The following is a 25,787-nucleotide window of genomic DNA, read 5'->3' as shown; positions in this document are numbered from 1 at the left end:
AAAAAGGATTCCCTCAAAGGCTGGTTCAAGAGCGGCGCCCCAGGCGTCTGGATGAGCGGCGGCGCGGTGGCCATGGCAGTGATCATGACCGTTGGCCTGCTGGCGGTGATTGCCGTGCGCGGCCTGGGCCACTTCTGGCCGGCCGATCTTGTCCAGGCCACCTACAAGGTGCCGGGCCAGGCCGACCACGTCGTCATTGGCGAAGTGGTGCAAAAGGAAGAAGTACCCCGTGCCCGCCTGAAGGGCGCCGGCCTGCCAGTGCCTGACCAAGGCCCGGAGTTCATGACCCGTGAGCTGATCAAGGTGGGCAACCGCGACCTCAACGGCAGCGACTTCACCTGGGTGGTCGGCGACTGGCTGGTCGACGAAAAGCACCCGGCCGACCTGATTGCCCTGGAGCGTCGCGAGTGGGGCAACTTCTACGGCTACCTGGTCAGCGTCAAGGAAGAAGGCCGCGTGGTCGCCGAAGGTGCTGCCGCCTGGGCCGAGCTGCAGGCCCGCCTCAAGCGCGCCAACCAGCTCAACAGCGAACTGCAAAGCCTCGAGAGGAAAGACATCGGTGCCATCAACCATGGCCTCGAGCGCCTGCGTCTGCAGGCGCGCAAGCTGGAGCTGGACGGCAAGCTGGACGCCGCCGCCCAGGCCGACATGGACGCCGAGCGCGCCGAGCTGAACAGCCGCTACAAGGCCATCGAAGACCGCCTGACCGGCTTGCACCAGGCCTTCGCCCGCGACAGCCTGGTGGCCCGCGATGGCAACGGCCGTGAAGTGGAAATCAACCTCAGCAAGGTGGTGCACGCCATCCAGCCGAACGCCATGTCGGGGTTCACCAAGCTGGGCGCCTACTTTACCAAGGTCTGGGAGTTCCTCAGCGACGATCCGCGTGAAGCCAACACCGAGGGCGGTATCTTCCCGGCCATCTTCGGTACCGTGATGATGACCCTGATCATGGCCGTGATCGTCACCCCGTTCGGTGTGCTGGCTGCCGTGTACCTGCGCGAATACGCCAGACAGGGCCCGGTGACCCGCCTGATCCGCATCGCGGTGAACAACCTGGCCGGTGTACCGGCGATCGTCTACGGCGTGTTCGGCCTGGGCTTCTTCGTCTATGTGCTGGGTGGCTCGATCGACCGCCTGTTCTTCCCCGAGGCACTGCCGGCGCCAACCCTGGGTACCCCGGGCCTGCTGTGGGCATCGCTGACCCTGGCGTTGCTGGCCGTGCCGGTGGTGATCGTGGCCACCGAGGAAGGCCTGGCGCGTATCCCGCGTACCGTGCGCGAAGGCTCGCTGGCCCTGGGCGCGACCAAGGCCGAGACCCTGTGGAAGATCGTCCTGCCGATGGCCAGCCCGGCGATGATGACCGGCATGATCCTCGCCGTGGCCCGCGCCGCCGGTGAAGTGGCACCGCTGATGCTGGTAGGTGTGGTGAAGCTGGCCCCGTCGCTGCCGGTGGACGGGAACTACCCGTACCTGCACCTGGACCAGAAGATCATGCACCTGGGCTTCCACATCTATGACGTCGGCTTCCAGAGCCCCAACGTCGAAGCCGCGCGGCCGCTGGTATACGCCACGGCGTTGCTGCTGGTGCTGGTGATCGCGGCCCTCAACCTCTCGGCGGTGTGGATCCGTAACCACCTGCGCGAGAAGTACAAGGCCCTCGACAGCTGATCCTGATTGCAAGCGTGCCGCCCGTGAGCCGGGCGGCCCTTTGAAACGAATTGTTAGCGTATGGAGTTGACCATGCAGCAAGAATCCCATACCCACGGCATCGACATGTCTGCCCTGGGCCGCGACAAGCAGAGCCTGCGCCTGGCCGAAGAGACCGTAGCCATCGAAGTGCCGGGCCTGAGCCTGTTCTACGGCGACAAACAAGCGCTGTTCGATGTGCAGATGAACATCCCCAAGCAGCGCGTGACCGCCTTCATCGGCCCGTCCGGCTGCGGCAAGTCGACCCTGCTGCGCACCTTCAACCGCATGAACGACCTGGTTGACGGCTGCCGCGTGGAAGGCGCCATCAACCTGTACGGCAACAACATCTACCGCAAGGGCGAAGACGTGGCCGAGCTGCGCCGCCGTGTGGGCATGGTGTTCCAGAAGCCCAACCCGTTCCCCAAGACCATCTACGAAAACGTGGTCTACGGCCTGCGCATCCAGGGCATCAACAAGAAGCGCGTGCTCGACGAAGCGGTCGAGTGGGCGCTGAAGGGCGCGGCCCTGTGGGACGAGGTCAAGGATCGCCTGCACGACTCGGCACTGGGCCTGTCCGGTGGCCAGCAGCAGCGTCTGGTCATCGCCCGAACCATCGCCGTGGAGCCGGAAGTGCTGCTGCTCGACGAACCGTGCTCGGCACTGGACCCGATCTCGACGCTGAAAGTCGAGGAACTGATCTACGAATTGAAATCCAAGTACACCATCGTCATCGTGACCCACAACATGCAGCAGGCGGCCCGTGTTTCGGACTACACCGCGTTCATGTACATGGGCAAACTGGTCGAATTCGGGGATACCGACACCCTGTTCACCAACCCGGCGAAGAAGCAGACCGAAGACTACATCACCGGTCGCTACGGCTGATCGCCGCTCCGGATAGGTACCTGGCCCCTGTGGGAGCGGGTTTACCCGCGAAGCAGGCGCCGCGGTGTCTGGCACCGGCTTCGCCGGTGTTCGCGGGTAAACCCGCTCCCACAAACCAGGGAACGAGACGAACAAATTGAAGCTTGCAGCTTCTTCGCGGAGCGAACGATGATCAACAAAGAAAGCCTTACGCATCACATTTCCCAGCAGTTCAACGCCGAGCTCGAAGAGGTGCGTAGCCACCTGCTGGCCATGGGCGGCCTGGTCGAAAAGCAGGTCAACGACGCAGTCACTGCGCTGATCGAAGCCGACTCGGGCCTGGCCCAGCAAGTGCGCGAAGTCGACGAGCAGATCAACCAGATGGAGCGCAACATCGACGAGGAGTGCCTGCGCATCCTCGCCCGTCGTCAGCCGGCGGCCTCCGACCTGCGCCTGATCATCAGCATCTCCAAATCGGTGATCGACCTGGAGCGCATCGGTGACGAGTCGACCAAGATCGCCCGTCGCGCCATCCAGCTGTGCGAGGAAGGCGAGTCGCCGCGCGGCTATGTCGAGGTGCGTCACATCGGCGATCAGGTACGCAACATGGTCCGCGACGCGCTGGACGCCTTTGCCCGCTTCGACGCCGACCTGGCACTGTCGGTGGCTCAGTACGACAAGACCATCGACCGTGAATACAAGACTGCCCTGCGTGAGCTGGTGACCTACATGATGGAAGACCCGCGCTCGATCTCGCGGGTACTGAGCGTTATCTGGGTCCTGCGTTCGCTGGAGCGTATCGGCGACCATGCGCGCAACATCTCCGAGCTGGTGATCTACCTGGTGCGCGGCACCGACGTGCGTCACATGGGCCTCAAGCGCATGACGGCAGAAGTGCAGGGCACTGCTGTTTCCGACGGCGAAAACGCTAATGTTCCGGCCGAACCTGACGATAAGTAAGGTTGCTCCCGAGCATCGACGCCCGGCCTTGGCCGGGCGTTTTCGTTTGCGGTCGAGGAGCCGGCAGGCACCCGCGAACGATGTGAAGAAGTCCCGGCGTGACCAGGTTGTAGCAAGTGGCCATTATTCGGCGGTAGGCTAGTCGGGATTCAGAAGGAGTATCGATGAGTAAAGTGAATGTGCTGGTCGTGGATGACGCCCCGTTTATCCGTGACCTGGTCCGCAAATGCCTGCGCAATGCCTTCCCGGGCATGACCATCGACGACGCCGTCAACGGTCGCAAGGCCATGGCCATGCTGGGCAAGGAAGCGTTCGACCTGGTTCTGTGCGACTGGGAGATGCCGGAAATGTCCGGTCTGGAACTGCTCACCTGGTGCCGCCAGCAGCCTGAGTTGAAGAACCTGCAGTTCATCATGGTGACCAGCCGTGGCGACAAGGAAAACGTCATCCAGGCGATTCAGGCGGGCGTTTCCGATTTTGTCGGCAAGCCGTTCACCAACGAGCAATTGCTGACCAAGGTGAAAAAGGCCCTGACCAAGATCGGCAAGCTCGACAGCCTGATGGCCAGCGGCCCGGCACGGGTCAACTCGGCGTTCGCCAATGACTCGCTGAATGCGCTGACAGCCGGCAAGCCTGAAGCGGTGAAGGTCACGGCGCCAGCGCCGGCACCTGCACTCGCCAGGCCAGTGGCCAATGCCCCCCGGCCCGCCGCTCCTGCGCCGACCGGCCGTGGCCAGGGCCAGTTGCGCCTGGCCGGCGGCATGCAGCCATGCGTGATCAAGGCGCTGAGCCTGAAAGAGGCCCTGCTGGTGGTGCGCCGTGGTGAAGCGCTGCCTCAAGTGCTGGAAGGCGCAGTGCTGGACCTGGAGCAGGGCGAGAACGCCGAAGTCGCGCGCCTTAACGGCTACCTGCATGCCGTCGCGGCACTGGAACCCAAGCCTGACAGTGACTGGTTGCAACTGACCTTCAAGTTCGTCGACCAGGATGCCCAGAAGCTCGACTACCTGTCGCGGCTGATTGCCCGCGGGACGGCGCAGAAGCATTTCACCCCGGGCGCCTGAGTAATGACTACTGGCCCCATCGCCGGCAAGCCAGCTCCCACAGGTACAGCGTCAACCTCTGGCCCTGTGCATTTCCTGTGGGAACTGGCTTGCCGGCGATGGGGCCAGTCCTGTTGACGCCATCCGACCAACTGTCATACCCACCGCAAAACCCCCTGCTAGGCTTCGACAAATCATAACTGTCAAAAAGCCACTATCATGCCCGCCCGCCTGCTGCTGTTCTGTGCATTGCTCATGGCCTCGGCGTCGAGCCTGGGCATGACTATCTACGAGATCACCGATGATGGCCGTGTGACCTCCTATTCCGATCGGCCCGGCCCCGGTGCCAAAACCTTTGTGCGGCGCGTACCCATGGTCGAAGTGCCCGAAGGCCAGGTGCTGCTGAACGCGATAACCTTCAACGGCGGCGTGAGCTTTTCGGCCCGCAACCAGCTGCATGTGCCGGTGGAGGTAGAGCTGCGCCTGGACAACCTGGTGAACGCACAAGGTGGCAATGCCCCGCGTACCGTGCGCCGGGTACTGCCGCCGCGCACCACGCAAATGCTCAGCGTGCTCAGGGGGCGGCCCGGGATGTTGCTGAACTACCGCTCGACCCTGCTGCAGGCCATGGGCGACCCGGGCAAGCGGCCCCAGGGCTTCCGCTATGCATTCCCCTGGATTGGCGGGCCGTTCCGCGTGACCCAGGGCCCCAATGGCCGGGTCAGTCATTTTGGGCCCAAGGGGCGTTATGCCATGGATATCGCCATGCCCGAAGGCACCACCATCATCGCGGCGCGGGAAGGGGTGGTGGTGAAGACGGAGAACAGCCAGAGCGGGCGCGGCCCCAACCCGTCGGGCAATTTCGTCAGGATCCTGCACCCGGACGGCACTATGAGCGTGTACCTGCACCTGATGCGCGGTTCGGTGGTGGTGGCAGAGGGGCAACGGGTGCGGCAGGGGCAGATGCTGGCCAAGTCGGGCAATACCGGCAACAGCACCGGGCCCCACCTGCATTTCGTGGTGCAGCGCAATGTGGGGTTGGCGCTGGAGTCGATACCTTATCGGTTCGACAGGCCGATCGGAGGGTTGCCTGACTTCACTGCGGGTAACCCTTGAGATTTTTGGGGCCGCTTTGCGGCCCTATCGCGACACAAGGCCGCTCCTACAGGGATACGCGAACCCCTGTAGGAGCGGCCTTGCGTCGCGATGGGCTGCAAAGCAGCCCCCTGGCCCTCAATCCAGCTTGAGCACCTTGGCCAGCACGATCTTCGGCCCTTTCATCTTCTTGATGATGATGCGCAGCCCTTCGACCTCCAGCACTTCCTCTTCTTCAGGCACGCGCTTGAGCGTCTCGTAGACCAGCCCGGCGAGGGTTTCCGCCTCGATATGGTCAAGGTCGACGCCCAGCAGGCGCTCGACCTTGAACAGCGGCGTGTCGCCACGCACCAGCAGCTTGCCCGGCTGGTAGGCGAGGATGCCGCGCTCGGTCTTGCGGTGCTCGTCCTGGATGTCGCCCACCAGCACTTCCAGCACGTCTTCCATGGTCAGGTAGCCAATCACCTTGCCATCGGCTTCCTCCACCAGCACGAAGTGCGCGCCGCCCTTGCGGAACTGCTCCAGCAACTGCGCCAGCGGCATGTGCCGCGACACGCGCTCCAGTGGCCGTGCCAGGTCGTCGAGGTCGATGGTTTCGGGCAGGTGCTCGAGTTCGGCCAGCTCCAGCAGCAGGTCCTTGATGTGCAGCAGGCCGGTGAATTCTTCACGCTCGGCGTCGTACACCGGGTAGCGGCTGAACTTGTGGCGGCGCACCAGGGCCAGGATCTGCTTCAACGGCGCATGGGCGTCGATGCTGACCATGTCCTCGCGCGAGTTGGCCCAGTCGACCACCTCCAGCTCGCCCATTTCCACAGCCGAGGCCAGCACGCGCATGCCTTGGTCGCTCGGGTCCTGGCCACGGCTGGAGTGCAGGATCAGCTTGAGCTCTTCACGGCTGTAGTGGTGCTCGTGGTGTGGGCCGGGCTCGCCCTGGCCGGCAATGCGCAGGATGGTGTTGGCGCTGGCATTGAGCAGGTAGATGGCCGGGTACATCACCCAGTAGAACAGGTACAGCGGCACGGCGGTCCACAGCGACAGCAGCTCGGGCTTGCGGATGGCCCAGGACTTGGGCGCCAGCTCGCCGACCACGATGTGCAGGTACGAGATGACGAAGAAGGCGACGAAGAACGAGATGGCCTTGATCAGCTCGGGCGTGTCCACGCCCAGGTAGGCCAGCAGCGGCTCGAGCAGGTGGGCGAATGCCGGTTCACCGACCCAGCCCAGTCCCAGCGAGGCGAGGGTGATGCCCAGCTGGCAGGCCGACAGGTAGGCGTCGAGCTGGTTGTGTACCTTGCGCAGGATGCTGCCACGCCAGCCGTGCAGCTCGGCGATGGACTCGACGCGGGTGGCGCGCAGCTTGACCATGGCGAACTCGGCGGCAACGAAGAAGCCGTTGAGCAGCACCAGGAGCAAGGCAAAGATGATCATGCCGAAGTCGGCGAATAACGAGGTGAGGCTGATACCAGGGGAAGGGTCCATGATGGAGTTTTTACGGGGTCCGTCTTCGAGATAGAGAGAAAAAAAGTGCCAGCTCTTGCTGGCACAGGGGGTCCAATGTAGCGGCTGGGGCCGTAAAAGCAAAGGGTGGCGGACTTATTGCGGTCCCTGTGGGAGCGGGCGTGCCCGCGAAGGGCTGCGCAGCAGCCCCGATCTCAAGCCTTGCCGTTGGCCAATTGTGCCGGCGCGAAGTGACAGGTAAAGGTACTGCCATGCCCCGGCACGCTGCTGATCTCCAGCTTGCCGCGGTGGCGCATAAGCACATGCTTGACGATCGCCAGCCCCAGCCCGGTGCCGCCGGTATTCGACGCACGGCTGGAATCGACCCGGTAGAAGCGCTCGGTCAGGCGTGGCAGGTGCTTGGCATCGATGCCCACCCCCGAGTCCTGCACCGACAGGTGCGCGCCCTGGGCATCGGCCCACCAGCGAATACGGATGCTGCCTTCGTCCTGGGTGTACTTGACCGCATTGAACACCAGGTTGGAAAAGGCACTGCGCAGCTCCGACTCGCTGCCTTTCAGCTGCACGCCGGGCGCGGCTTCCAGGGTGATGCGCTGGTTGCGGGGCCCGGACAGGGCCTGGGCGTCGTTCTTGATCGCTGCGAGCAAGGCATCGACCGCCACTGGCTGGTTGTCCGACGGGTAGTCGGTGGCCTCCAGCTTGGCCAACAGCAGCAGGTCGTTGAGCAGTGTCTGCATGCGCGAGCCTTGCTGGCTCATCTGCTGCAGGGCTCGGCCCCAGCGCGGGTTCACGTCTTCGACGTTGTCCAGCAGGGTTTCCAGGTAGCCGGTGATCACCGTCAGCGGCGTGCGCAGCTCGTGGGATACGTTGGCGACGAAGTCCTTGCGCATCTGCTCCAGCTGGTGGATGCGGGTAACATCGCGCACCAGCATCAGGTGCTCGTTGTTGCCGTAGCGGGTGATGTGCAGCTGCACGCGCATGCGGTCGTTGATCGGCGAGGGGATTTCCAGCGGCTCGAGGTAGTTCTCCGCCTCGAAGTATTCCTTGAAGCGCGGGTGGCGCACCAGGTTGGTCACCTGCTGGCCGCCGTCCTGTGGGGTCTTGAAACCCAGCAGGGTCTCGGCGGCGCGGTTCCACCATTCCAGGTTGCCGTCACTGTCCAGCATGATCACCGCGTCACGCAGCGCGGCGGTAGACTCCTGCACCCGGTCGATCACCGCCTGCAGGCGGCCGCGCACGCGCTGGTCGCGGCGTTGCAGGTGATAGATGCTGTCGAACACTTCGCCCCACAGGCCGTAGCCATCGGGCGGTGCTTCGTCGGGTTGGTGGTTGCGCAGCCAGTCATGCAGGCGCAGCAGTTGCTTGAGGGTCCAGCCCAGGTAGAGCGCCAGGCCGATGGCCAGGCTCCAGCCATAGTAGCCGCTGACCAGCCCGCCGATCAGGCAGACGGTTATCAGCAGCAGCAGGTGGCGAATCAGGGTCGCGTGCCAGTTCTGGTTCAATTGACGGTCCTTGTACAACGACGTGCAGCTTGGCGCTTTTCAGCTCGATCAGCTCTTGGTCGAGAAGCGGTAGCCGGTGCCCCGGACGGTTTGTACCAGATTTTCGTAGGCTTCACCCAGCGCCTTGCGCAGGCGGCGGATGTGTACGTCGACGGTGCGCTCTTCGACATAGACGTTACCGCCCCACACCTGGTCCAGCAGCTGGCCACGGGTGTAGGCGCGCTCCTGGTGGGTCATGAAGAACTGCAGCAGGCGGTATTCGGTAGGGCCCATCTCGGCCGGCTTGCCGTCGATGGTCACGCGGTGGCTGATCGGGTCGAGCAGCAGACCGCCGACTTCGATCGGTGCCTCGCTGTCGCTCGGGCCGGTGCGGCGCAGCACGGCTTTCAGGCGGGCGACCAGTTCACGCGGCGAGAACGGCTTGGTGATGTAGTCGTCGGCGCCCACTTCCAGGCCCTGAATCTTGTTGTCCTCTTCACCCTTGGCGGTGAGCATGATGATCGGGATGTCGCCGGTCAGCTCGTCGCGCTTGAGGCGGCGGGCCAGCTCGATGCCGGAGGTGCCCGGCAGCATCCAGTCGAGCAGGATCAGGTCCGGTTTGCGGTCGACGATGATCGCGTGGGCCTGTTGGGAGTTTTCCGCTTCCAGGCAGTCATAGCCGGCCATTTCCAGGGCAACGGCGATCATCTCGCGAATTGGTGCTTCGTCGTCGACGATCAGAATGTTCCTGCCAACCATGCTCAAAACCTCTCCTGGATACGGTGTCTTGGCCCGCATTAGATAACGGAATTATTGCAGCTGTGTGACAGGGTGTTGGCCGTTCTGGCGACATTCCATGACTGAACTAGGCTTGAAAGGGCCGTAGTTGTGGCAACCAGAACTCAATCCCCCCGAAACAATGGTGAATCCAATGACACGACAAACGCTGAGCTGGATGGCCCTTTTCACTGCGCTGGCGCTCCCGGGGGTGGCCTTGGCCGACCATGCGATGGAGAAGGGCGGGATGTTGGTCGATCATGCCGGCATGACCCTGTACACCTTCGACAAGGATGCGGGCGGCAAGTCGATGTGCAATGGCGAGTGCGCCACCAACTGGCCGCCGCTGATGGTCAAGGCCAATGACGAACCGGCCAAGGACAAGTGGACAGTGGTGATGCGCGATGATGGCAGCAAGCAGTGGGCCTATGACGGCAAGCCGCTGTACACCTTCGTCAAGGACAAGAAGGCCGGCGATATGACCGGTGACGGCATGAAGGACGTCTGGCACGTTGCCAAGCCTTGAGATTGCCGGGGCCGCTTTGCGGCCCATCGCCGGCAAGCCAGCTCCCACAGGTTATGCGCAAGCTGTAAAGGCAGCGCTGCACCTGTGGGAGCTGGCTTGCCGGCGATAGGGCCCTCAGCTTCAACGCAGTGCGTAATCCAATACTACCCCGATAAACACCAGCATCCCCGCCCAGTGATTGTGCAGAAACGCCTTGAAGCACGACTCCCGGTCCAGCTTGCGCGTCGACCAGTACTCCCAGGCAAAGCACGCCGCCGCGCCCAGCAGCCCCAGGTGGAACCAGCCACCCAGCTCGAAGCGGCTGCCGGCCAGCAACAGGCAGCCCAGCGACAGCAGCTGCAAGGTCAGGATGATGGTGCGGTCTGCGTCGCCGAACAGGATAGCGGTCGACTTCACGCCTATCTTCAGGTCGTCATCACGGTCGACCATGGCGTAGTAGGTGTCGTAGCCCACCGTCCACAGCAGGTTGGCGATATACAGCAGCCAGGCGCTGGCCGGCAACTCGCCACCCGCTGCGGTGAAGGCCATGGGAATGCCCCAGGAATACGCCGCCCCCAGCACCACCTGCGGGTAATAGGTGTAGCGCTTCATGAACGGGTAGCAGAACGCCAGTGCCACCGCACCGAACGACAGCCAAACCGTGCGGCTGTTGGTACACAGCACCAGCAGGAAGCTCACTCCGACCAGGATGGCGAACAGCGCCAGTGCTTCGCGCGGGCGGACCCGGCCGCTGGCCAGGGGGCGGTCGGCGGTACGTTTGACGTGGCCGTCCACCTTGCGGTCGGCAAAGTCGTTGATGCAGCAACCTGCAGCGCGCATCAGCACCACACCGAGGCCGAAGATCAGCACGTTGGCCAGGGTTGGTGAACCGTTGCCGGCAATCCACACCGCCGACAAGGTCGGCCATAGCAGCAGGTAGATACCAATTGGCCGGTCCATGCGGCTGAGCTGGACGAAGTCCCAGGCCCGCGGGTGCAGGCGGTTGAGTGACTTGAGCAGTTGCAGGTACATCAGCGGTTTTCCTCCTTGGCCGCTTGCCACAATGCTGGCAGAAACACCTCTGCCACCAGCAGGTCCAGGCCGCCACGTTCGAAGCGCGAACGGCGGCCCCACAGCGCCGCGTGGGCGGCTTCGCCCGGCAGCCAGGCCTGTGGATAACTGCACACCTCGATGGGGTGGCGGATGAACGCCTGGTCACAGAACAGCAACTCGCCCAGCGAACGGCTGCCCAGGGTTTCCAGGTCCAGCCCGCCGCGCTCCAGGGCGCTGCGGCTGGCGACGCTGCGGGCGAACACCCAGGGTTGGCCATGGCCGCGCAGGTACACCTCACGCACCCAGCCTTCGGCGCCAGCGGCGATGCCCAGTGCCTGGCATTCGTCATCGCGCAGCGGCCGCCAGCCCTCGAACAGCGGGGTGACGGAGAAATGATCGTTGGACAGGCGGGTCAGGCGGCGGGTCAGCGAGCCCTCGTCGAACAGCCAGTCAAGGGTGGGCTGGTCGATGTCGGTCGCCAGCCGTGAATACGGCAGCCACGCGACAGCGGCTGCTTGCGGGGATTCGTACGACACGTCGGTCTGCTTGTTACAACCAGAGAGGCGGCGAGCTTAGCATGATTGCCCCGACTGCTTGCATACTGCCGACAGGGCCGCTACAAAGCCCCACGAATTGCGCGCTGGCCTCTTCGCGGGCGCGCCCGCTCCTACAGGTTATGCACAATTCCTGTGGGAGCGGGCATGCCCGCGAAGAGGCCATCAGCAGCAACACAAAGCTCCAGCCTGAACCGAGGAAACCCACCCCCATGAAAAAGTGGCAATGTATTGTCTGTGGCCTGATCTACGACGAAGCCGAAGGCTGGCCAGACGACGGCATCGCCCCCGGCACCCGCTGGGAAGACGTGCCTGAAGACTGGCTGTGCCCCGACTGCGGCGTGGGCAAGAGCGACTTTGAAATGATCTCCATCGGCTAATCGAGGAAAGCACGACATGACGTCCCCTGTGGTAATCATCGGTACCGGCCTTGCGGGCTACAACCTGGCCCGTGAATTTCGCAAGCTCGATGCGCAGACGCCGCTGCTGCTGATCACCGCCGATGACGGTCGTTCCTACTCCAAGCCCATGCTGTCCACCGGCTTTGCCAAGCAGAAGGACGCCGACGGCCTGTGCATGGCCGAGCCGGGCGCCATGGCCGAGCAACTGAATGCCGAGATTCGCACCCATACCCGCATCAGCGGCATCGACCCGGGCCACAAGCGTTTGTGGATAGGTGAAGAGGCGGTGGAATACCGCGACCTGGTGCTGGCCTGGGGCGCGCAGACGGTGCAGGTGCCGATCGAAGGTGATGGTGGCGATCGGGTGTTCCCGATCAACGACCTGGAAGACTACGCGCGCTTCCGTGCCGCCGCCGTCGGCAAACAGCGCGTGCTGATCCTCGGTGCCGGCCTGATCGGCTGCGAATTCGCCAACGACATGAGCCTGGGCGGCTTCCAGGTCGATGTGGTAGCGCCGTGCGAGCAAGTCATGCCGACCCTGCTGCACCCGGCCGCTGCCACTGCCGTGCAGGCCGGGCTGGAAGGCCTGGGCGTGCGCTTTCACCTCGGCCCGGTACTGACCCGCCTGCAGCAGGTGGCCCAAGGCCTGGAGGCGCACCTGTCCGACGGCAGCGTGATCGCCTGCGACCTGGTGGTTTCGGCCATCGGCCTGCGCCCGCGCACCGACCTGGCCGCAGCCGCTGGCCTGCAGACCAACCGCGGCGTTTGCGTGGACCGCCAGTTGCGCACGTCCCACGCCAACATATTCGCCCTTGGCGACTGTGCCGAAGTCGATGGCATCAACCTGCTCTATGTGATGCCGCTGATGAGCTGTGCCCGGGCCCTGGCGCAAACCCTGGCCGGCAAGCCGACAACGGTCGCCTACGGGCCGATGCCGATCACCGTGAAAACCCCGGCCTGCCCGCTGGTGGTCTCGCCGCCGCCCCAGGGCCACGAAGGCACCTGGCAGGTAGAGGGGCAGGGCAGTGACCTCAAGGTGCTCTGCCTTGATGCAGAGGGCAAGTTGCTGGGCTACGCCCTCACCGGGGCGGCCGTGATGGAAAAGCTGGCCCTGAATCGCCAGCTGCCGGCCGTGATGGCGTAAATAGCTGGCGTTCTGTCGGATTTATCCTGTTGTTGCTAGCACAATGGCCGCCCAGATACTGGCGCGGCCCCTGTGCACGTGCCATCCTCACTTCCGTCTGCCGCAGATTAGAGCCTGCGGTGCCTTGAGCGCTGCTCCCAGGGCAGCACGGCATAACAACAAGAATTCCGTCAAAGAGGCTTCACTATGCGCAAACCAGAACTCGCCGCCGTCATCGCCGAAAAGGCCGATCTGACCAAGGAAAAGGCCAATCAGGTTTTGAACGCGATTCTCGACAGCATCACGGGTGCCCTGGACAGGGACACCGTGACCCTGGTCGGTTTCGGCACCTTCGAAAAACGTCATCGCGGTGCGCGTACCGGCAAGAACCCGCAAACCGGTGAACCGGTCAAGATCAAGGCCAGCAATACCGTGGCTTTCAAGCCAGGCAAGAACCTGCGCGACAGCGTCAACGCCCCCGTCAAGCCGGCCAAGAAAGGCAAGTGATCGCTCCCTGACAACCCCAGTGTCAGCCAAGCGGGCGCCCCAGGGCGCCCGTTGTGCTTTCTGCAGGCAAAATGTTTCGAACTTGGATAAATAGTTCCGTAAAAGGATAGACTGCGCGCCTTAGTCACTTTTAATTCGAGGCGCGTTGATGAAGTTCCGCTTTCTTCTCTGGGCCATGGGGCTGTTGATGGCCAGGGCCAGCCGCAACAACCCGGCGTTCCAGCAGCAGCTAAAGGGCAAGGACCTGGTGTTCCAGATGCAGACCCTGGACGGCAAGGTCGCCCGGCACTTCATCGTCAACAACGAACGCGTCAGCAGCAAGGGCGGCGCGCACCCGCAGCCGGCGTTCGCCATTGCCTTCAAGGACGCCGCCTATGGCTTCGCCACCATGCAGGCAGGTAACAAGCAGTTGGCGTTCATGCAGGGGATTCAAGACAAGCACATCCAGATCAAGGGCAACCCGGCGCTGGTGATGTGGTTCCAGGGGTTGATGAAGTACCTGAAGCCGAAGAAGAAGGGCTGAAATTGTAGGGCTGCTTTGCAGCCCAATCGCCGGCAAGCCAGCTCCCACAGGTTCGACACAGGCCTGAGGGCAGTGCTATCCCTGTGGGAGCTGGCTTGCCGGCGATTGGGCCGCAAAGCGGCCCCATTTGATATCAGTGAGGTGTGTGGAACTGCGAAGCCAGTTCACGCAGCAGGCTCTCTGCCTCGAGCACCTTGTTCACTACATCCTCGGCCTTGTCCCGGGTAATCCCCAGCCGCTCCAGCAACTCGTCTGGAATCTCCTGCTGCGGCCCCGAGCCAATCCCCCGCGAGCGCAGCAGGCGGGTGGCCAGGCACACCAGGTTGGGGAACGCCGAAAACTCGCCTTCATAGGCCGGGTCGTGCTGGAAGCGCAGCGCGGTGGACAGTTCTTCCGGCATGTCCCACAGCTTCATCAACCAGGCACCGATCTGCTCGCGGCTGATGCCCAGCAGGTGTTGTTCCACGTAGGTGTGGCACAGATGCGGGTTGACCTCCAGGTGGCGGCAGATCAGCGAGAAGTGCGGCGGGAAAACGTGCGCCAACAGCAGGTAGCCAAAGTTGTGCAGCAGCCCGGCCAGGTAGGTCAGGCCGGCCTCGGGGCGCTCGGCCCGTGGCATGGCGCGGGTCAGGCCTTCGATGATCGCGGCGGTGTAGATCGACTGCTGCCAGTACGGCGTGGCTTGCTGCGGGTGGTCTTTCGGCAGGCTCAGGGTCTTGCCCAGCGCCAGGCCCAGGGCCAGGTTGATCACCAGGTCGAAGCCCAGCACACGCACGATGGCATCTTCTACCGAGCGGATCTTGCCAGGTGAGGCGTAGTAGGGCGATGCCGCCCAGCTCACCACCTGTGCTGCCAGCGCCGGGTCGGTTTCGACCACGCCGGTGATATCGTCGATGCTGGCGTTGGGGTCTACCCGCAGCTTGATGATCTTTTGCGCGGTGTCGGCCAGCGGCGGGATTTCGATGGTTTCTTCCAGGCGCTTCTGGATGCGCCGGGCAGTGAAGGCCTGGACAGCGTTGGTGATTTCCCGGGTGTCATCATCGGGGCGGTCGAGGTTGGGGCTGATGGCCTCGACTTCCTGGCCGAAGCTGCTGGCGCTGGCCTTGACCAGCATGCGCTTGAAGTGCGCGCGTTCGATTTCCAGCAGCAGGCCGGCTTCGCCAGACTGGATCAACACTTTATCGGCGTCGAGCAGGCTCTTTTCGTACTGGCACGGCGAGCTGGTCAGCGCCGGGATGCCCGGCAGGGCCTTGAGCTGGTGCTTGTCCAGCATCTGCTTCAGGCGCGGCACCGACACCGCGGTGAGCTTGCGCCCGGTCAGTTCGGCCAGGCGGTTGAGGTCCAGCAGCTGGCTCTGCGGGAACAGCACCATCAGGGCGCCGACCTCGTCGTCGAGCAGCACGGCCTGTACCCGCGACGCTGCCGGCAGGTGCGGATGTTCGATCACCTCGCGGTAGGCCACGCCGAGTTTGTCGAGCAGCAGCCGGATGACCGAGGGAGCGTGTGGGGTTGCGGTGTCCAGGGCAACTTCAGTCATGGTCCGTATCCACTGATTCTTTTAAACGCGAAGTATAACCAGCCTGGGGGCAAAACTGGATCCATTATGGGACCAGCGTCACACTTGGCCATATTGCTGGCCATGACGCAGCCAGCGATCGAGCAGTGGGCTGACGTGCTCCGGCCAGCGTGCGATCAGGGCCTGGGCGGCGTCGCGCACGGCCGGCAGCAGGTCGGCGTCGCGCATCAGGTCGGCGACCTTGAACTGCAACAGGCCGGTCTGGCGCGTGCCGAGCATCTCGCCAGGGCCACGCAGTTCCAGATCTTTCTCGGCGATGATGAAGCCGTCGTTGGTTTCCCGCATGATCCCTAGGCGCTCGCGGCCGATCTGCGACAGTGGCGGGTGGTACAGCAGCACGCAATGGCTGACGGCGCTGCCCCGGCCAACCCGGCCGCGCAGCTGGTGCAACTGGGCCAGGCCCAGGCGCTCGGGGTTCTCGATGATCATCAGGCTGGCGTTGGGCACGTCCACGCCCACCTCGATGACCGTGGTGGCGACCAGCAACTGCAGGTTGCCGGCCTTGAACTCGGCCATGATCTCGGCCTTTTCCGCCGGCTTCATGCGCCCGTGGATCAGCCCCACCCGCAGCTCGCCCAGGGCACTGCCCAGCTCCTCGTAGGTGCTTTCGGCGGCTTGGCAGGTCAGCTCTTCGGATTCTTCGATCAGGGTGCACACCCAATAGGCCTGGCGCCCTTCGGCGCAGGCGGCGCGCACCCGCTCGACCACTTCGAAGCGGCGGCTGTCGGCCACCAGCACGGTGTTCACCGGGGTGCGCCCGGGCGGCAGCTCGTCGAGCACCGAGGTGTCCAGGTCGGCGTAGGCGCTCATGGCCAGGGTGCGTGGAATGGGCGTGGCGGTCATGATCAGCTGGTGCGGGCACAATTCCCCGGCCACGCCCTTCTTGCGCAGGGCCAGGCGTTGCTGCACGCCAAAACGGTGTTGTTCATCGATGATCGCCAGGGCCAGGTGCTTGAACTTCACCTCTTCCTGGAACAGCGCATGGGTGCCGACCACCATTGGCGCACCGTTGGCGATCTGCTCCAGGGCGCCTGCCCGAGCCTTGCCCTTGAGCTTGCCGGCCAGCCAGGCCACTTCGATGCCCAGCGGTTCGAGCCAGCGCTTGAAGGTGATGTAGTGCTGTTCGGCGAGGATCTCGGTGGGCGCCATCAAGGCCACCTGGTAGCCGGCCTCCAGGGCCTGCAGCGCGGCCAGGGCGGCGACCACGGTCTTGCCGGCACCCACATCGCCCTGTACCAGGCGCATCATCGGCTCGTGCTGGCTGAGGTCGTAGGCAATTTCGTTGGCCACCCGCTGCTGCGCGCCGGTCGGCTGGAAGCCCAGGTTGGCCAGGTACTGCGCCTGCAGGCGCTGGGCCTTGGGCAGCACCGGCGCGCGCAGGCTGCGCAGGCTTTCGCGCAGGCGTTGCTGCGACAGCTGGTGGGTCAGCAGTTCTTCGAAGGCCAGGCGGTGCTGGGCCCAGTGCTGGCCTTCGGCAAGCTCGTCGAGGTCGGCGTCGGCCGGCGGGTTGTGCAGGTAGCGGATGGCATCGTCCAGCGGCGCCAGCTGGTAGTCCCGGGCCAGTTCGTCGGGCAGCCAGTCCGGCAGGCTGCGCGGGCCGAGCAGGCCCAGGCTCTGCTGGCACAGCAGGCGCAGGCGTTGCTGGGTAAGGCCTTCGGTGGACGGGTAGATCGGCGTCAGGGTCTGCTCGACCGGTGGCGGCGGCTCGTCGCCGTTCAGTGCGCGGTACTCCGGGTGGTAGATTTCCAGGCCCGAGGCGCCGGGGCGGGCTTCACCGTAGCAGCGCAGGTGGGTACCACGCTTGAGGCCTTCCTTCTGCGCGTTGCTGAAGTGGTAGAAGCGCAGGCTCAGCACGCCGCTGCCGTCACCTAGGCGCACCACCAGGCTGCGGCGCTTGCCCATGGTCACGTCGGCGCCGCTGACCACGCCCTCGATCACCGCGTCCTGGCCAGGGCGCAGTTGGCCGATCGGCACCACGCGGGTGCGGTCCTGGTAGCGCAGGGGCAGGTGGAACAGCACATCCTGCAGGTTCTCCAGGCCGACCTTGGCGAGTTTCTCCGCCATGGCCTCGCCAACCCCCTTGAGTACCGTGACCGGGACCTTCGACAGCTCACTCATGACTCAGGCCGGTTGTTCCGCAGGGGCTTTGGCGACCGAGCACAGGCGGATCGAGTCGGCGAGGATCTCGATGGCCTTCGGCCGTGGGAAGCTGGCGCGCCAGGCGATGGCCACGGTGCGGAATGGTGCCGGTGCGGTCAGTGGGCGAACCTCGATGACGCCGGGGGCGTAGTGGTGGCTGTGCACCGCCGACAGCGGCAGGATCGACACGCCAAGGCCCGAGGCCACCATGTGGCGGATGGTTTCCAGCGAGCTGGACTCGACCGTGGTGTGCTTGGAGCCTTCACCGCCCTTGTTCAGCGTTGGGCAGGCTTCCAGCACCTGGTCGCGGAAGCAGTGGCCTTCACCGAGCAGCAACAGGCTCTTGTCGTTGAGCATGGCGGTGTCGATGGTCTTTTTCGCCGTCCACGGGTGGTCGGCCGGCATCAGGGCGCAGAACGGTTCATCGTACAGCGGCAGGGTCAGCACGTCGGCTTCGTTGAACGGCAGGGCGATGATCACCGCATCCAGTTCGCCGTTGCGCAGCTTTTCGCGCAGTACATGGGTGAAGTTCTCTTCGATGTACAGCGGCATCTGCGGCGCCACGCGGTGCAGCTGAGGGATCAGGTGCGGGAACAGGTACGGGCCGACGGTGTAGATGGCACCGACCTTGAGCGGGGCGGTCAGCTGGTTCTTGCCGGCCTGGGCCAGCTCGCGAATGCCCTGGGCCTGCTCCAGTACCTTTTGCGCCTGGGCGACGATGCTTTCGCCGACAGGGGTCAGGCGGACCGCGCTCTTGCTGCGCTCGAAGATCAGCACGCCAAGCTCATCCTCGAGCTTCTTCACACCGACCGACAGGGTCGGCTGGCTCACGTGGCAGCGTTCGGCGGCATGGCCGAAGTGCTGTTCCTGGGCGAGTGTGACGATGTAGCGTAATTCTGTGAGGGTCATAACGTGCGTCCATGAAGTTGCGAGCCCAGCATAGCGGCTGCAATCGATAGACGCACGTTATCAGACTTGCCGATTTGTGACAGAAACAAAAGTCTCAGCGGCGGTCCAGCGAGTAGACGAACGGTGCCACGACTTCGATCGTGCCATTGTTCAGCAACTCGGGTGGCGGCTTGGGTACCGTGCCGGCCCGACGGATCATTTCCAGGGTCGCCCGGTCCAGGGCGGCACTACCCGAGCCACCGGCCATGGAGTACGACACCACCTTGCCTTCGGCGTCGACCACGAAGCGCAGGCGGTTGATGCCCTGCAGGCCGCGACGGCGCGCGTCTTCCGGGTAACGCTTGTACTTGGCCAGGTGACGCAGCAGGTCGCTCTGCCAGGTCGGCAGGGCGTTGCTGTTGGACGCAATGCTTGGCGCCGGTGCCGCGGACTTCTGCGGCGGCGTGTTGCTGGGCGGTGCGTCTACCGTTTGTTCGGTCGGCGGTGCTTCCTTCGGCGGCTCAGGCTTTTTCTCGGGCTTGGGCGGCTGTGGCTTGGCCTTCGGCTTGGGCGGCTTGGGAATGGCGATTTTGGGCTTGGGTGCCTCGGCCAGCTTCGGCAGCGGCGGTTCCTCGACCGGCGCCGGTGGCTGCGGCGCCGCTTTCGGGGGCGGTGGTGGCGCAGGCTCCGGCAATGGCGCCAGCTCGACCATCATGGCTGCCGGTGGCAGTTCGATGGCCTGGGGCACCGACCAGTTGAGCGTCAGCAGCACGGCGACCACGTGCACGCCCAGCACGATCGCCAGGCTGCCACCGTAGCGCGCCATGTTAGAGCGCGTTCTTGTCATTTCTTGGCTGCCGTCTCGAGACCTACCAGACCGACTTTCAGGTAGCCGGCCGCGCGCATGTTGTTCATCACTTCCATCAGGTCACCGTAATCCACGCCTTTGTCAGCCTGGAAGAAGATGGTGGTTTCCTTGTCACCCTTGGTCTTGGCATCGAGCATCGGGCCAAGCTGGTCAGGGGCAGGGACCTGATCGTCGCCGACGTACAGCTTCTGGTCGGCCTTGACGCTGACGAACACCGGTTTCTCGGGCCTCGGCGCCGGCTTGGCGGTCGAGGCCGGCAGGTCGACCTTGATGTCGACCGTGGCCAAGGGGGCTGCGACCATGAAGATGATCAGCAGCACCAGCATCACGTCGATGAACGGCGTAACGTTGATTTCGTGGTTTTCGGCGAGGTCGTCGCCACCTTCGTTGAGATGCAGGCCCATGGCTTACCCCACTTTCACCATGTGCGGGGCGGCGCGCTCGCTGCCCTGGTGGTCCAGGTCACGGCTGACCAGCAGCAGCACCTGGGCGGAGGCGTCGGACACCTGGGCCTTGTAGCCGGCGATGGAGCGGGCGAAGACGTTGTAGATGACCACGGCCGGGATTGCGGCGACCAGGCCCAGGGCGGTGGCCAGCAGGGCCTCGGCGATACCCGGGGCAACCACGGCCAGGTTGGTGGTCTGGGTCTTGGCGATGCCGATGAAGCTGTTCATGATGCCCCATACGGTACCGAACAGGCCCACGAACGGCGCAGTGGAGCCGATGGTGGCGAGTACGCCGGTGCCGCTGCTCATGTTGCGGCCGCTGGCGTGTACCAGGCGCTCCAGGCGGAAGCTGACGCGCTCCTTGATGCCTTCTTTTTCGCGGGCATTGGCCGACAGGCGCATCTCTTCGAGGGCGTCGTGGACCAGGGTGTGGGCCAGGGTGCCTTCCTTGTTGGAAACGTCGCTGGCTTCCTTGAGGCTGGCGGACTTCTTCAGCAGGGCGATTTCACCACGCAGGCGACGCTTGGCGCCCATCAGCTCGAAGCCTTTGGCGATCCAGATGGTCCAGGTGATGATGGAGGCGATGGCCAGGCCGATCATCACCGCCTTGACCACCACGTCGGCGTTCTTGTACATGCCCCATGGGGACAGGTCGTGGGCCATGCCCAGCGAGGTGTCTTCAACCAGGGCTTCGACGCTCGGGTCTGCAGCGACCGGGGCATCAACCGGGGTGGCGGCAACTGCGTCGGCAGCCGGTGCTGCGGCTGGGGCAGCGGCCGGCGCAGCTGGTGCGGTAGCGGCAGCAGGCGCGGCAGCATTGGCGGTTGGCTCATCGGCCATGGCCACCGGGGCCAGCACCAGGCCGAGCGTCAGCGCGGCGATGGCGCGCCAGGCGCGCCAGGCGCGCGACGGGGTTGGCGAAGCGGAAGGTTGAGTACGTGTCATGCTGGCCGGACCTGATGAAGAATAAAGTGAACGTTCTCCAAGGCCTCGAGGTAGGCCGAGAACAATTTGGCGGCCATTATTGCAAGTAATTCTTGTTAACAAAAGTAATCTTGTTGCTTTTTTCGCCTATGGTCTAGCCATCCATCGTGTAGCGTGGTCGGGCTGATCAATTGGTCTAGGGAGTTTAGAGATGTCAGACCTTTCCGTGATGGTGGTGGGATGTGGTGATGTAGGCGGGCGTCTTGCCCGGCAGATGCTTGCGCGCGGCTGGCAGGTGAGCGGCCTGCGTCGCTCGGTCGGGCAGTTGCCTGCGGGGGTCGTGCCGGTGGCGGCGGACTTGTCCGAGCCATCGATCCCCGACGCCTGGCCGCAGCGCGCGCCGGACTACCTGGTGTATTGCGTGGCGGCTAGCCAGCACGACGAGGCGGGTTACCAGGCAGCCTATGTCGACGGTTTACGCCATGTGCTGGGTTGGCTGGCCGAGCGCGGCCAACGCCCACGGCGCCTGCTGTTCGTGTCCAGCAGCAGCGTGTATGCACAGAAGGACGGCGAGTGGATCGAAGAAGGCGCGGCCACCGAGCCTGAAGGTTATTCCGGGCGGTTGATGCTGGAGGCTGAGCGGCTGGCGCTGGCCAGCGGCATCCCGGCCAGCGTGGTGCGCCTGACCGGCATCTATGGCCCCGGCCGCGAGTGGCTGCTCAGTCAGGTGCGCCAGGGCTACCGCGTGGCCGAGGAGCCACCGCTGTATGGCAACCGCATCCATGCCGAGGATGCCGCCAGCCTGTTGGCGTTCCTGTTGCAGGCCGATGCCGACGGCAAGGTGCTCGACGACTGCTACATCGGCGTCGACGACGACCCGGCACCGCTGGCCGACGTGGTGGCCTGGCTGCGGGCGTACATGGGGGTAACCGAGTGGTCGGATGAGCAGCGAGTGCGGCGTACCGGCAGCAAGCGCTGTAGCAATGCCCGGGCGCGGGCATTGGGCTGGGCGCCGGTGTATCCGAGCTACAGGGAAGGCTATGCCGCAATCCTGAAAGGCTTGCGCTGAGTCTACCGGCCTCTTCGCGGGTAAACCCGCTCCCACAGGTGCACCGCTGGTTTCAAGCCTGGCGGTGTGCCTGTGGGAGCGGGTTTACCCGCGAAGAGGCCGATGAGGTCGAACACGATTTCAGCAGGTTTCAGTCCAGCTCCAGCACCCACTGGCGCTTGCCGGCCGCCAACACTGGCATTTCATCCGGCTGCGCGCGGTTCACCGCCTGGAAGATCTCCAGCTTGTCGCCATCGCGCTTGAGGATGAACGGCGCGCCACGCTGGTTGCGCTCCAGCCACAGGCTGTCATTGCTGCCACCCATGGTCGCGCAATCACCCGCCAGGCACAGGGCGAAACGGTCTGGCCCAGGCAGGCCGGTGACGTTGCCGGTGTCGCCGAAGCGCACGCTGGCACCTTTGCCCTGGCCTTCGATGATCTTCCAGTTGCCGCCCAGATAAGCCTGGTACAGGGCTTTCTCGAAGCTGCTGCCCAGTGGCGCATTGGTCGCCGCCGGTGCTTTGGCGCGCACGAAGGTCTGCTTGCCGCCGCGTTGATCGACCGCCTGCAGTTCGTCGCCATCGAGCGACAGCTGTTCGGTCTGGCCGCCCTGGAAGCTGGCCTGCCATTGCTTGTCGGTGGCGCTCAGCTGGCCGTCGGCTGCTTCGAAACCATTGCTGTAGCTGGCCTGTTGGCTGGCGACGTCGAGCTTCCACTCGAACACCGGCCCGTGCTCATTGAGCGCCTGACGCAGGCTGCCGCCCTTGACGGCCGCATTGATGGCGTCCTGGTTGATCCAGGTACCGTTGAAATCTTCGGGTTTGTGGCTGGCGCAGCCGCCCAGAAGCAGGGCTGCCAGCGCGAGGGGCAGTGCTTGACGCATGACGGGGTAACCTTGCAGAGAAGGGAAGGTGACGGGCAGGGCGCCCGTCACCGGGGGCATCATTCGATGACCAGGATGGCGTCCATTTCGACCTGGGCGCCTTTCGGCAGCGCGGCAACGCCGATGGCGGCGCGGGCCGGGTAAGGCTGCTCGAAGTAGCGGCCCATCACCTCGTTGACCTTGGCGAAGTGGCTCAGGTCGGTGAGGAAGATGTTCAGCTTGACGATGTCCTTGAACGAACCGCCAGCGGCTTCAGCCACGGCCTTGAGGTTCTCGAACACCTGTACGGTCTGGGCTTCGAAGCCTTCGACCAGCTCCATGGTCTTCGGGTCCAGCGGGATCTGGCCCGACATGTAAACGGTGTTGCCGGCCTTGATCGCCTGCGAGTAGGTGCCGATGGCGGCAGGGGCCTTGTCGCTGTTGATGACGGTCTTGCTCATGATGACTCCTTGCGGTTGGCGGACTACGTACGCATGCGGGTGATGCGGACCACACCGGTCAGGGTACGCAGCTTCTTGATCACACGCGCCAGGTGCACGCGGTCGTGCACGCTGACCACCAGTTGGACCACGCTGATACGGCCGTCGCGTTCGTCCATGCTGATCTTCTCGATGTTGCCGTCGGCGGCGTTGACACTGCTGGCCAGCAGGGCAATCAGGCCGCGCTGGTGCTCCAGTTCGACACGCAACTCGACATTGAATTCACCGGTGATGTCCTTGGCCCAGGAAAGCTGTACGCACTTCTCCGGGTTGTGGCGGATTTCACTGATGTTGCGGCAGTTTTCCAGGTGCACGACCATGCCCTTGCCGGCTGACAGGTGGCCGACGATCGGGTCGCCCGGGATCGGCGTGCAGCACTTGGCGTAGCTCAGCACCAGGCCTTCGGTACCGCGGATCGCCAGCGGGCCTTCCGGAGCCGGCAACTGCTCGCCTTCGGCGGATAGCAGGCGGCGCGCGACCACGTAGGCCATGCGGTTGCCCAGGCCGATGTCTTCGAGCAGGTCTTCGATCAGCTCCAGGCGGTACTCGGCGAGAATCGCCTGTATACGCTCCTGGGGGATCATCTCAAGGCTGCTGTCGAAGCCGGTGAGCACCTTGTTCAGCAGGCGTTCGCCCAGGCTGATGGACTCGGAGCGACGCTGCTGCTTGAGCGCGTGGCGGATGTGCGTGCGCGCCTTGCCGGTAACCACGAAGTTGAGCCAGGCCGGGTTCGGCCGTGCGCCCGGGGCGCTGACGATTTCCACCGTCGAGCCGCTTTGCAGCGGTTCGGACAGCGGCGCCAGGCGGCGGTTGATGCGGCAGGCGATGCAGCTGTTGCCGACGTCGGTGTGCACCGCGTAGGCGAAGTCGACCGCTGTGGAGCCTTTGGGCAGCTCCATGATGCGGCCTTTGGGCGTGAACACGTAGACCTCGTCCGGGAACAGGTCGATCTTCACGCTTTCGATGAATTCCAGCGAGTTGCCGGCACGTTGCTGCAGCTCGAGGATGCCCTTGACCCACTGACGGGCGCGGGCGTGGCTGCCCTTGGGCTGCTCGTCGTCGTTGGACTTGTACAGCCAGTGCGCGGCGATGCCGTTGTTGGCCATCTCTTCCATCTCGCGGGTGCGGATCTGGATTTCGATGGGCACGCCGTGCATGCCGAACAGCGTGGTGTGCAACGACTGGTAGCCGTTGGCCTTGGGGATCGCGATGTAATCCTTGAAGCGACCGGGCAGCGGCTTGTACAGGTTGTGCACCGCACCGAGTACGCGGTAGCAGGTGTCGACCTTGTCGACGACGATGCGGAAGGCGTACACGTCCATGATCTCGTTGAAGGCGCGGCGCTTGCCGCGCATCTTCTTGTAGATGCCATAGAGGTGTTTCTGCCGGCCGCTGACCTCGCCCTCGATGCCGTCGGCGGCCAGGCAGTTGGCCAGCGAATGCTCGATCTTGGCGACGATCTCCTTGCGGTTGCCGCGAGCACTTTTCACCGCACGGTGGATCAGCGACGAACGCATCGGGTGCATGGCCTTGAAGCCGAGGTCCTCGAACTCCACGCGCACGGTGTGCATGCCCAGGCGGTTGGCGATGGGGGCGTAGATCTCGAGGGTTTCCTTGGCGATGCGCCGGCGTTTTTCGCCGGACAGCACTTCCAGGGTGCGCATGTTGTGCAGGCGGTCGGCCAGCTTGACCAGGATCACGCGGATGTCGCGGGCCATGGCCATGGCCATTTTCTGGAAGTTTTCGGCCTGCGCCTCGGCCTTGGTCTCGAAGTTCATCTGGGTCAGCTTGCTGACCCCATCGACCAGTTCGGCCACGGTCTCGCCAAACTGCTGGCTGAGGGCTTCCTTGGCGATGCCGGTATCTTCGATCACGTCGTGCAGCATGGCCGCCATCAGGCTCTGATGGTCCATGTGCATGTCGGCGAGGATGCTGGCCACGGCCAGCGGGTGGGTCACGTAGGGCTCGCCGCTGCGGCGGCGCTGCCCATCGTGGGCCTGTTCGGCGTAGAAATAGGCGCGCCGGACCAGGTTGACCTGTTCGGGGCCAAGATAGGTCGACAGCCGTTCGGCCAAGGCTTCTATACCCGGCATGGGTTCACCTCCTGCCGAGGAAGGGGGCCTTGCGCCGTGCGACGTCGTCCTGGCATCAATCAGACAGCCTCGTTGTTCTCGTCCTCGAACGCGGCGAACACCGGATCCTCGGTGACGATCTCTTCAGCGGCGATGAACTCGTTGGTGACGATGCCTTCGGCGATTTCACGCAGGGCAACAACGGTCGGCTTGTCGTTTTCCCACGCAACGCGTGGCTCTTTGCCGCCGGTCGCCAGCTGGCGAGCGCGCTTGGTCGAGAGCATGACCAGCTCAAAGCGGTTATCCACGTGTTCCAGGCAGTCTTCAACAGTTACGCGGGCCATGGTCTTCCTCAGTAGCAATTGCGGTGGGCGTGCAGCCCAATAATGGGCAGGCGGACTCGATAGTTTAAAAAATCACCAGCCAATAGGGAA

General features: G+C 64.3%; 26 protein-coding genes. 11 read left to right on the top strand and 15 right to left on the bottom strand.

What is annotated here, in order from left to right; translation table 11 throughout:
- Positions 1–51 precede the first annotated feature (51 nt).
- The 5 genes from pstA (at position 52) to CAG34_RS06335 (ending at position 5,669) form a co-directional block, all read left to right on the top strand.
- Positions 52–1,668 carry a phosphate ABC transporter permease PstA gene (pstA, locus tag CAG34_RS06360; RefSeq protein WP_178080868.1) on the top strand — a complete coding sequence of 539 codons (1,617 nt, stop codon included), beginning with the start codon at positions 52–54 and terminating at the stop codon, positions 1,666–1,668.
- A gap of 72 nt (positions 1,669–1,740) precedes the next feature.
- A complete protein-coding gene (gene pstB / locus CAG34_RS06355) occupies positions 1,741–2,574 on the top strand; it encodes a phosphate ABC transporter ATP-binding protein PstB (RefSeq protein ID WP_003258171.1) in 834 nt (277 codons plus the stop codon).
- 168 nt (positions 2,575–2,742) lie between these two features.
- On the top strand, positions 2,743–3,513 hold the full coding sequence (gene phoU, locus CAG34_RS06345) for a phosphate signaling complex protein PhoU (RefSeq protein ID WP_013974818.1): 771 nt from the start codon (positions 2,743–2,745) through the stop codon (positions 3,511–3,513).
- 164 nt (positions 3,514–3,677) lie between these two features.
- Complete coding sequence (locus tag CAG34_RS06340; protein ID WP_025341128.1) at positions 3,678–4,574, top strand: response regulator; 897 nt, start codon at positions 3,678–3,680, stop codon at positions 4,572–4,574.
- 198 nt (positions 4,575–4,772) lie between these two features.
- Entirely contained in the window at positions 4,773–5,669 is an 897-nt protein-coding gene (locus CAG34_RS06335) for a M23 family metallopeptidase (RefSeq protein WP_085588831.1), read from the top strand.
- 117 nt (positions 5,670–5,786) lie between these two features.
- Here CAG34_RS06335 and CAG34_RS06330 read toward each other — a convergent pair whose 3' ends face one another.
- From CAG34_RS06330 to phoB, 3 genes are all read right to left on the bottom strand, one after another.
- Entirely contained in the window at positions 5,787–7,127 is a 1,341-nt protein-coding gene (locus CAG34_RS06330; protein ID WP_013974815.1) for a hemolysin family protein, read from the bottom strand.
- 173 nt (positions 7,128–7,300) lie between these two features.
- Positions 7,301–8,608: a phosphate regulon sensor histidine kinase PhoR gene (gene phoR, locus CAG34_RS06325; protein WP_025341127.1), complete on the bottom strand. Its 1,308-nt coding sequence runs from the start codon at positions 8,606–8,608 to the stop codon at positions 7,301–7,303.
- Positions 8,609–8,656: 48 nt separating this feature from the next.
- Positions 8,657–9,346 carry a phosphate regulon transcriptional regulator PhoB gene (phoB, locus tag CAG34_RS06320; protein ID WP_003253341.1) on the bottom strand — a complete coding sequence of 230 codons (690 nt, stop codon included), beginning with the start codon at positions 9,344–9,346 and terminating at the stop codon, positions 8,657–8,659.
- Between the two features lie 172 nt (positions 9,347–9,518).
- On the opposite strand from phoB, the gene CAG34_RS06315 reads away from it, so the two are divergent.
- Entirely contained in the window at positions 9,519–9,890 is a 372-nt protein-coding gene (locus CAG34_RS06315; RefSeq protein ID WP_075046770.1) for a hypothetical protein, read from the top strand.
- A gap of 120 nt (positions 9,891–10,010) precedes the next feature.
- On the opposite strand, the gene ubiA is transcribed toward CAG34_RS06315, so the two are convergent.
- Entirely contained in the window at positions 10,011–10,901 is an 891-nt protein-coding gene (gene ubiA, locus CAG34_RS06310) for a 4-hydroxybenzoate octaprenyltransferase (protein ID WP_015272345.1), read from the bottom strand.
- Positions 10,901–11,458: a chorismate lyase gene (locus CAG34_RS06305; protein WP_085588829.1), complete on the bottom strand. Its 558-nt coding sequence runs from the start codon at positions 11,456–11,458 to the stop codon at positions 10,901–10,903. Before CAG34_RS06305 ends, ubiA begins: the two co-directional genes overlap by 1 nt.
- A gap of 230 nt (positions 11,459–11,688) precedes the next feature.
- Between CAG34_RS06305 and CAG34_RS06300 the strand changes: the two genes are divergently transcribed.
- The 4 genes from CAG34_RS06300 (at position 11,689) to CAG34_RS06285 (ending at position 14,030) form a co-directional block, all read left to right on the top strand.
- On the top strand, positions 11,689–11,856 hold the full coding sequence (locus CAG34_RS06300) for a rubredoxin (RefSeq protein ID WP_003253349.1): 168 nt from the start codon (positions 11,689–11,691) through the stop codon (positions 11,854–11,856).
- A 16-nt stretch (positions 11,857–11,872) separates the two neighbouring features.
- Positions 11,873–13,021 carry an NAD(P)/FAD-dependent oxidoreductase gene (locus CAG34_RS06295; protein ID WP_085588827.1) on the top strand — a complete coding sequence of 383 codons (1,149 nt, stop codon included), beginning with the start codon at positions 11,873–11,875 and terminating at the stop codon, positions 13,019–13,021.
- 186 nt (positions 13,022–13,207) lie between these two features.
- Positions 13,208–13,507, top strand: a complete 300-nt coding sequence (locus CAG34_RS06290; protein WP_085588825.1) for an HU family DNA-binding protein — start codon at positions 13,208–13,210, stop codon at positions 13,505–13,507.
- Positions 13,508–13,655: 148 nt separating this feature from the next.
- The gene (locus CAG34_RS06285) at positions 13,656–14,030 is read left to right on the top strand and encodes an SCP2 sterol-binding domain-containing protein (RefSeq protein ID WP_025341122.1); all 375 of its coding nucleotides are present in this window, start codon (positions 13,656–13,658) and stop codon (positions 14,028–14,030) included.
- 133 nt (positions 14,031–14,163) lie between these two features.
- Here CAG34_RS06285 and CAG34_RS06280 read toward each other — a convergent pair whose 3' ends face one another.
- The 6 genes from CAG34_RS06280 to exbB all read right to left on the bottom strand — a co-directional run bounded on the left by CAG34_RS06280 (position 14,164) and on the right by exbB (position 20,892).
- Entirely contained in the window at positions 14,164–15,567 is a 1,404-nt protein-coding gene (locus CAG34_RS06280) for an aminoacyl-tRNA deacylase and HDOD domain-containing protein (RefSeq protein ID WP_085588823.1), read from the bottom strand.
- A 78-nt stretch (positions 15,568–15,645) separates the two neighbouring features.
- Complete coding sequence (recG, locus tag CAG34_RS06275; protein ID WP_025341120.1) at positions 15,646–17,724, bottom strand: ATP-dependent DNA helicase RecG; 2,079 nt, start codon at positions 17,722–17,724, stop codon at positions 15,646–15,648.
- A gap of 3 nt (positions 17,725–17,727) precedes the next feature.
- Entirely contained in the window at positions 17,728–18,654 is a 927-nt protein-coding gene (locus CAG34_RS06270) for a hydrogen peroxide-inducible genes activator (RefSeq protein ID WP_013974805.1), read from the bottom strand.
- Between the two features lie 94 nt (positions 18,655–18,748).
- Positions 18,749–19,480, bottom strand: coding sequence for an energy transducer TonB (locus CAG34_RS06265; RefSeq protein WP_085588821.1), 732 nt, complete (start codon positions 19,478–19,480; stop codon positions 18,749–18,751).
- The gene (gene exbD / locus CAG34_RS06260) at positions 19,477–19,905 is read right to left on the bottom strand and encodes a TonB system transport protein ExbD (protein ID WP_013974803.1); all 429 of its coding nucleotides are present in this window, start codon (positions 19,903–19,905) and stop codon (positions 19,477–19,479) included. The genes CAG34_RS06265 and exbD overlap by 4 nt, the downstream gene beginning before the upstream one ends.
- 3 nt (positions 19,906–19,908) lie before the next feature.
- The gene (gene exbB / locus CAG34_RS06255) at positions 19,909–20,892 is read right to left on the bottom strand and encodes a tonB-system energizer ExbB (RefSeq protein ID WP_085588818.1); all 984 of its coding nucleotides are present in this window, start codon (positions 20,890–20,892) and stop codon (positions 19,909–19,911) included.
- 190 nt (positions 20,893–21,082) lie between these two features.
- Here exbB and CAG34_RS06250 point away from each other — a divergent pair, with 190 nt between their 5' ends.
- Positions 21,083–21,940, top strand: a complete 858-nt coding sequence (locus CAG34_RS06250; protein ID WP_085588816.1) for an SDR family oxidoreductase — start codon at positions 21,083–21,085, stop codon at positions 21,938–21,940.
- 130 nt (positions 21,941–22,070) lie between these two features.
- Here CAG34_RS06250 and CAG34_RS06245 read toward each other — a convergent pair whose 3' ends face one another.
- From CAG34_RS06245 to rpoZ, 4 genes are read right to left on the bottom strand one after another with little or no spacing between them, the layout of a single operon-like run.
- Entirely contained in the window at positions 22,071–22,802 is a 732-nt protein-coding gene (locus CAG34_RS06245) for a hypothetical protein (protein WP_085588814.1), read from the bottom strand.
- 59 nt (positions 22,803–22,861) lie between these two features.
- Entirely contained in the window at positions 22,862–23,242 is a 381-nt protein-coding gene (locus CAG34_RS06240) for a RidA family protein (RefSeq protein WP_009684531.1), read from the bottom strand.
- A gap of 23 nt (positions 23,243–23,265) precedes the next feature.
- Positions 23,266–25,374, bottom strand: a complete 2,109-nt coding sequence (gene spoT / locus CAG34_RS06235; protein WP_013974799.1) for a bifunctional GTP diphosphokinase/guanosine-3',5'-bis pyrophosphate 3'-pyrophosphohydrolase — start codon at positions 25,372–25,374, stop codon at positions 23,266–23,268.
- A gap of 59 nt (positions 25,375–25,433) precedes the next feature.
- A complete protein-coding gene (gene rpoZ / locus CAG34_RS06230; RefSeq protein ID WP_003253383.1) occupies positions 25,434–25,697 on the bottom strand; it encodes a DNA-directed RNA polymerase subunit omega in 264 nt (87 codons plus the stop codon).
- Positions 25,698–25,787 lie beyond the last annotated feature (90 nt).

This window comes from Pseudomonas sp. B14(2017) (genome assembly GCF_002113255.1).
GTDB classification, from domain to species: Bacteria; Pseudomonadota; Gammaproteobacteria; order Pseudomonadales; family Pseudomonadaceae; genus Aquipseudomonas; species Aquipseudomonas putida_Z.
The sequence above is the reverse complement of the archived record's forward strand: the minus strand, read 5'-3'. Positions and strand labels throughout refer to the sequence as shown.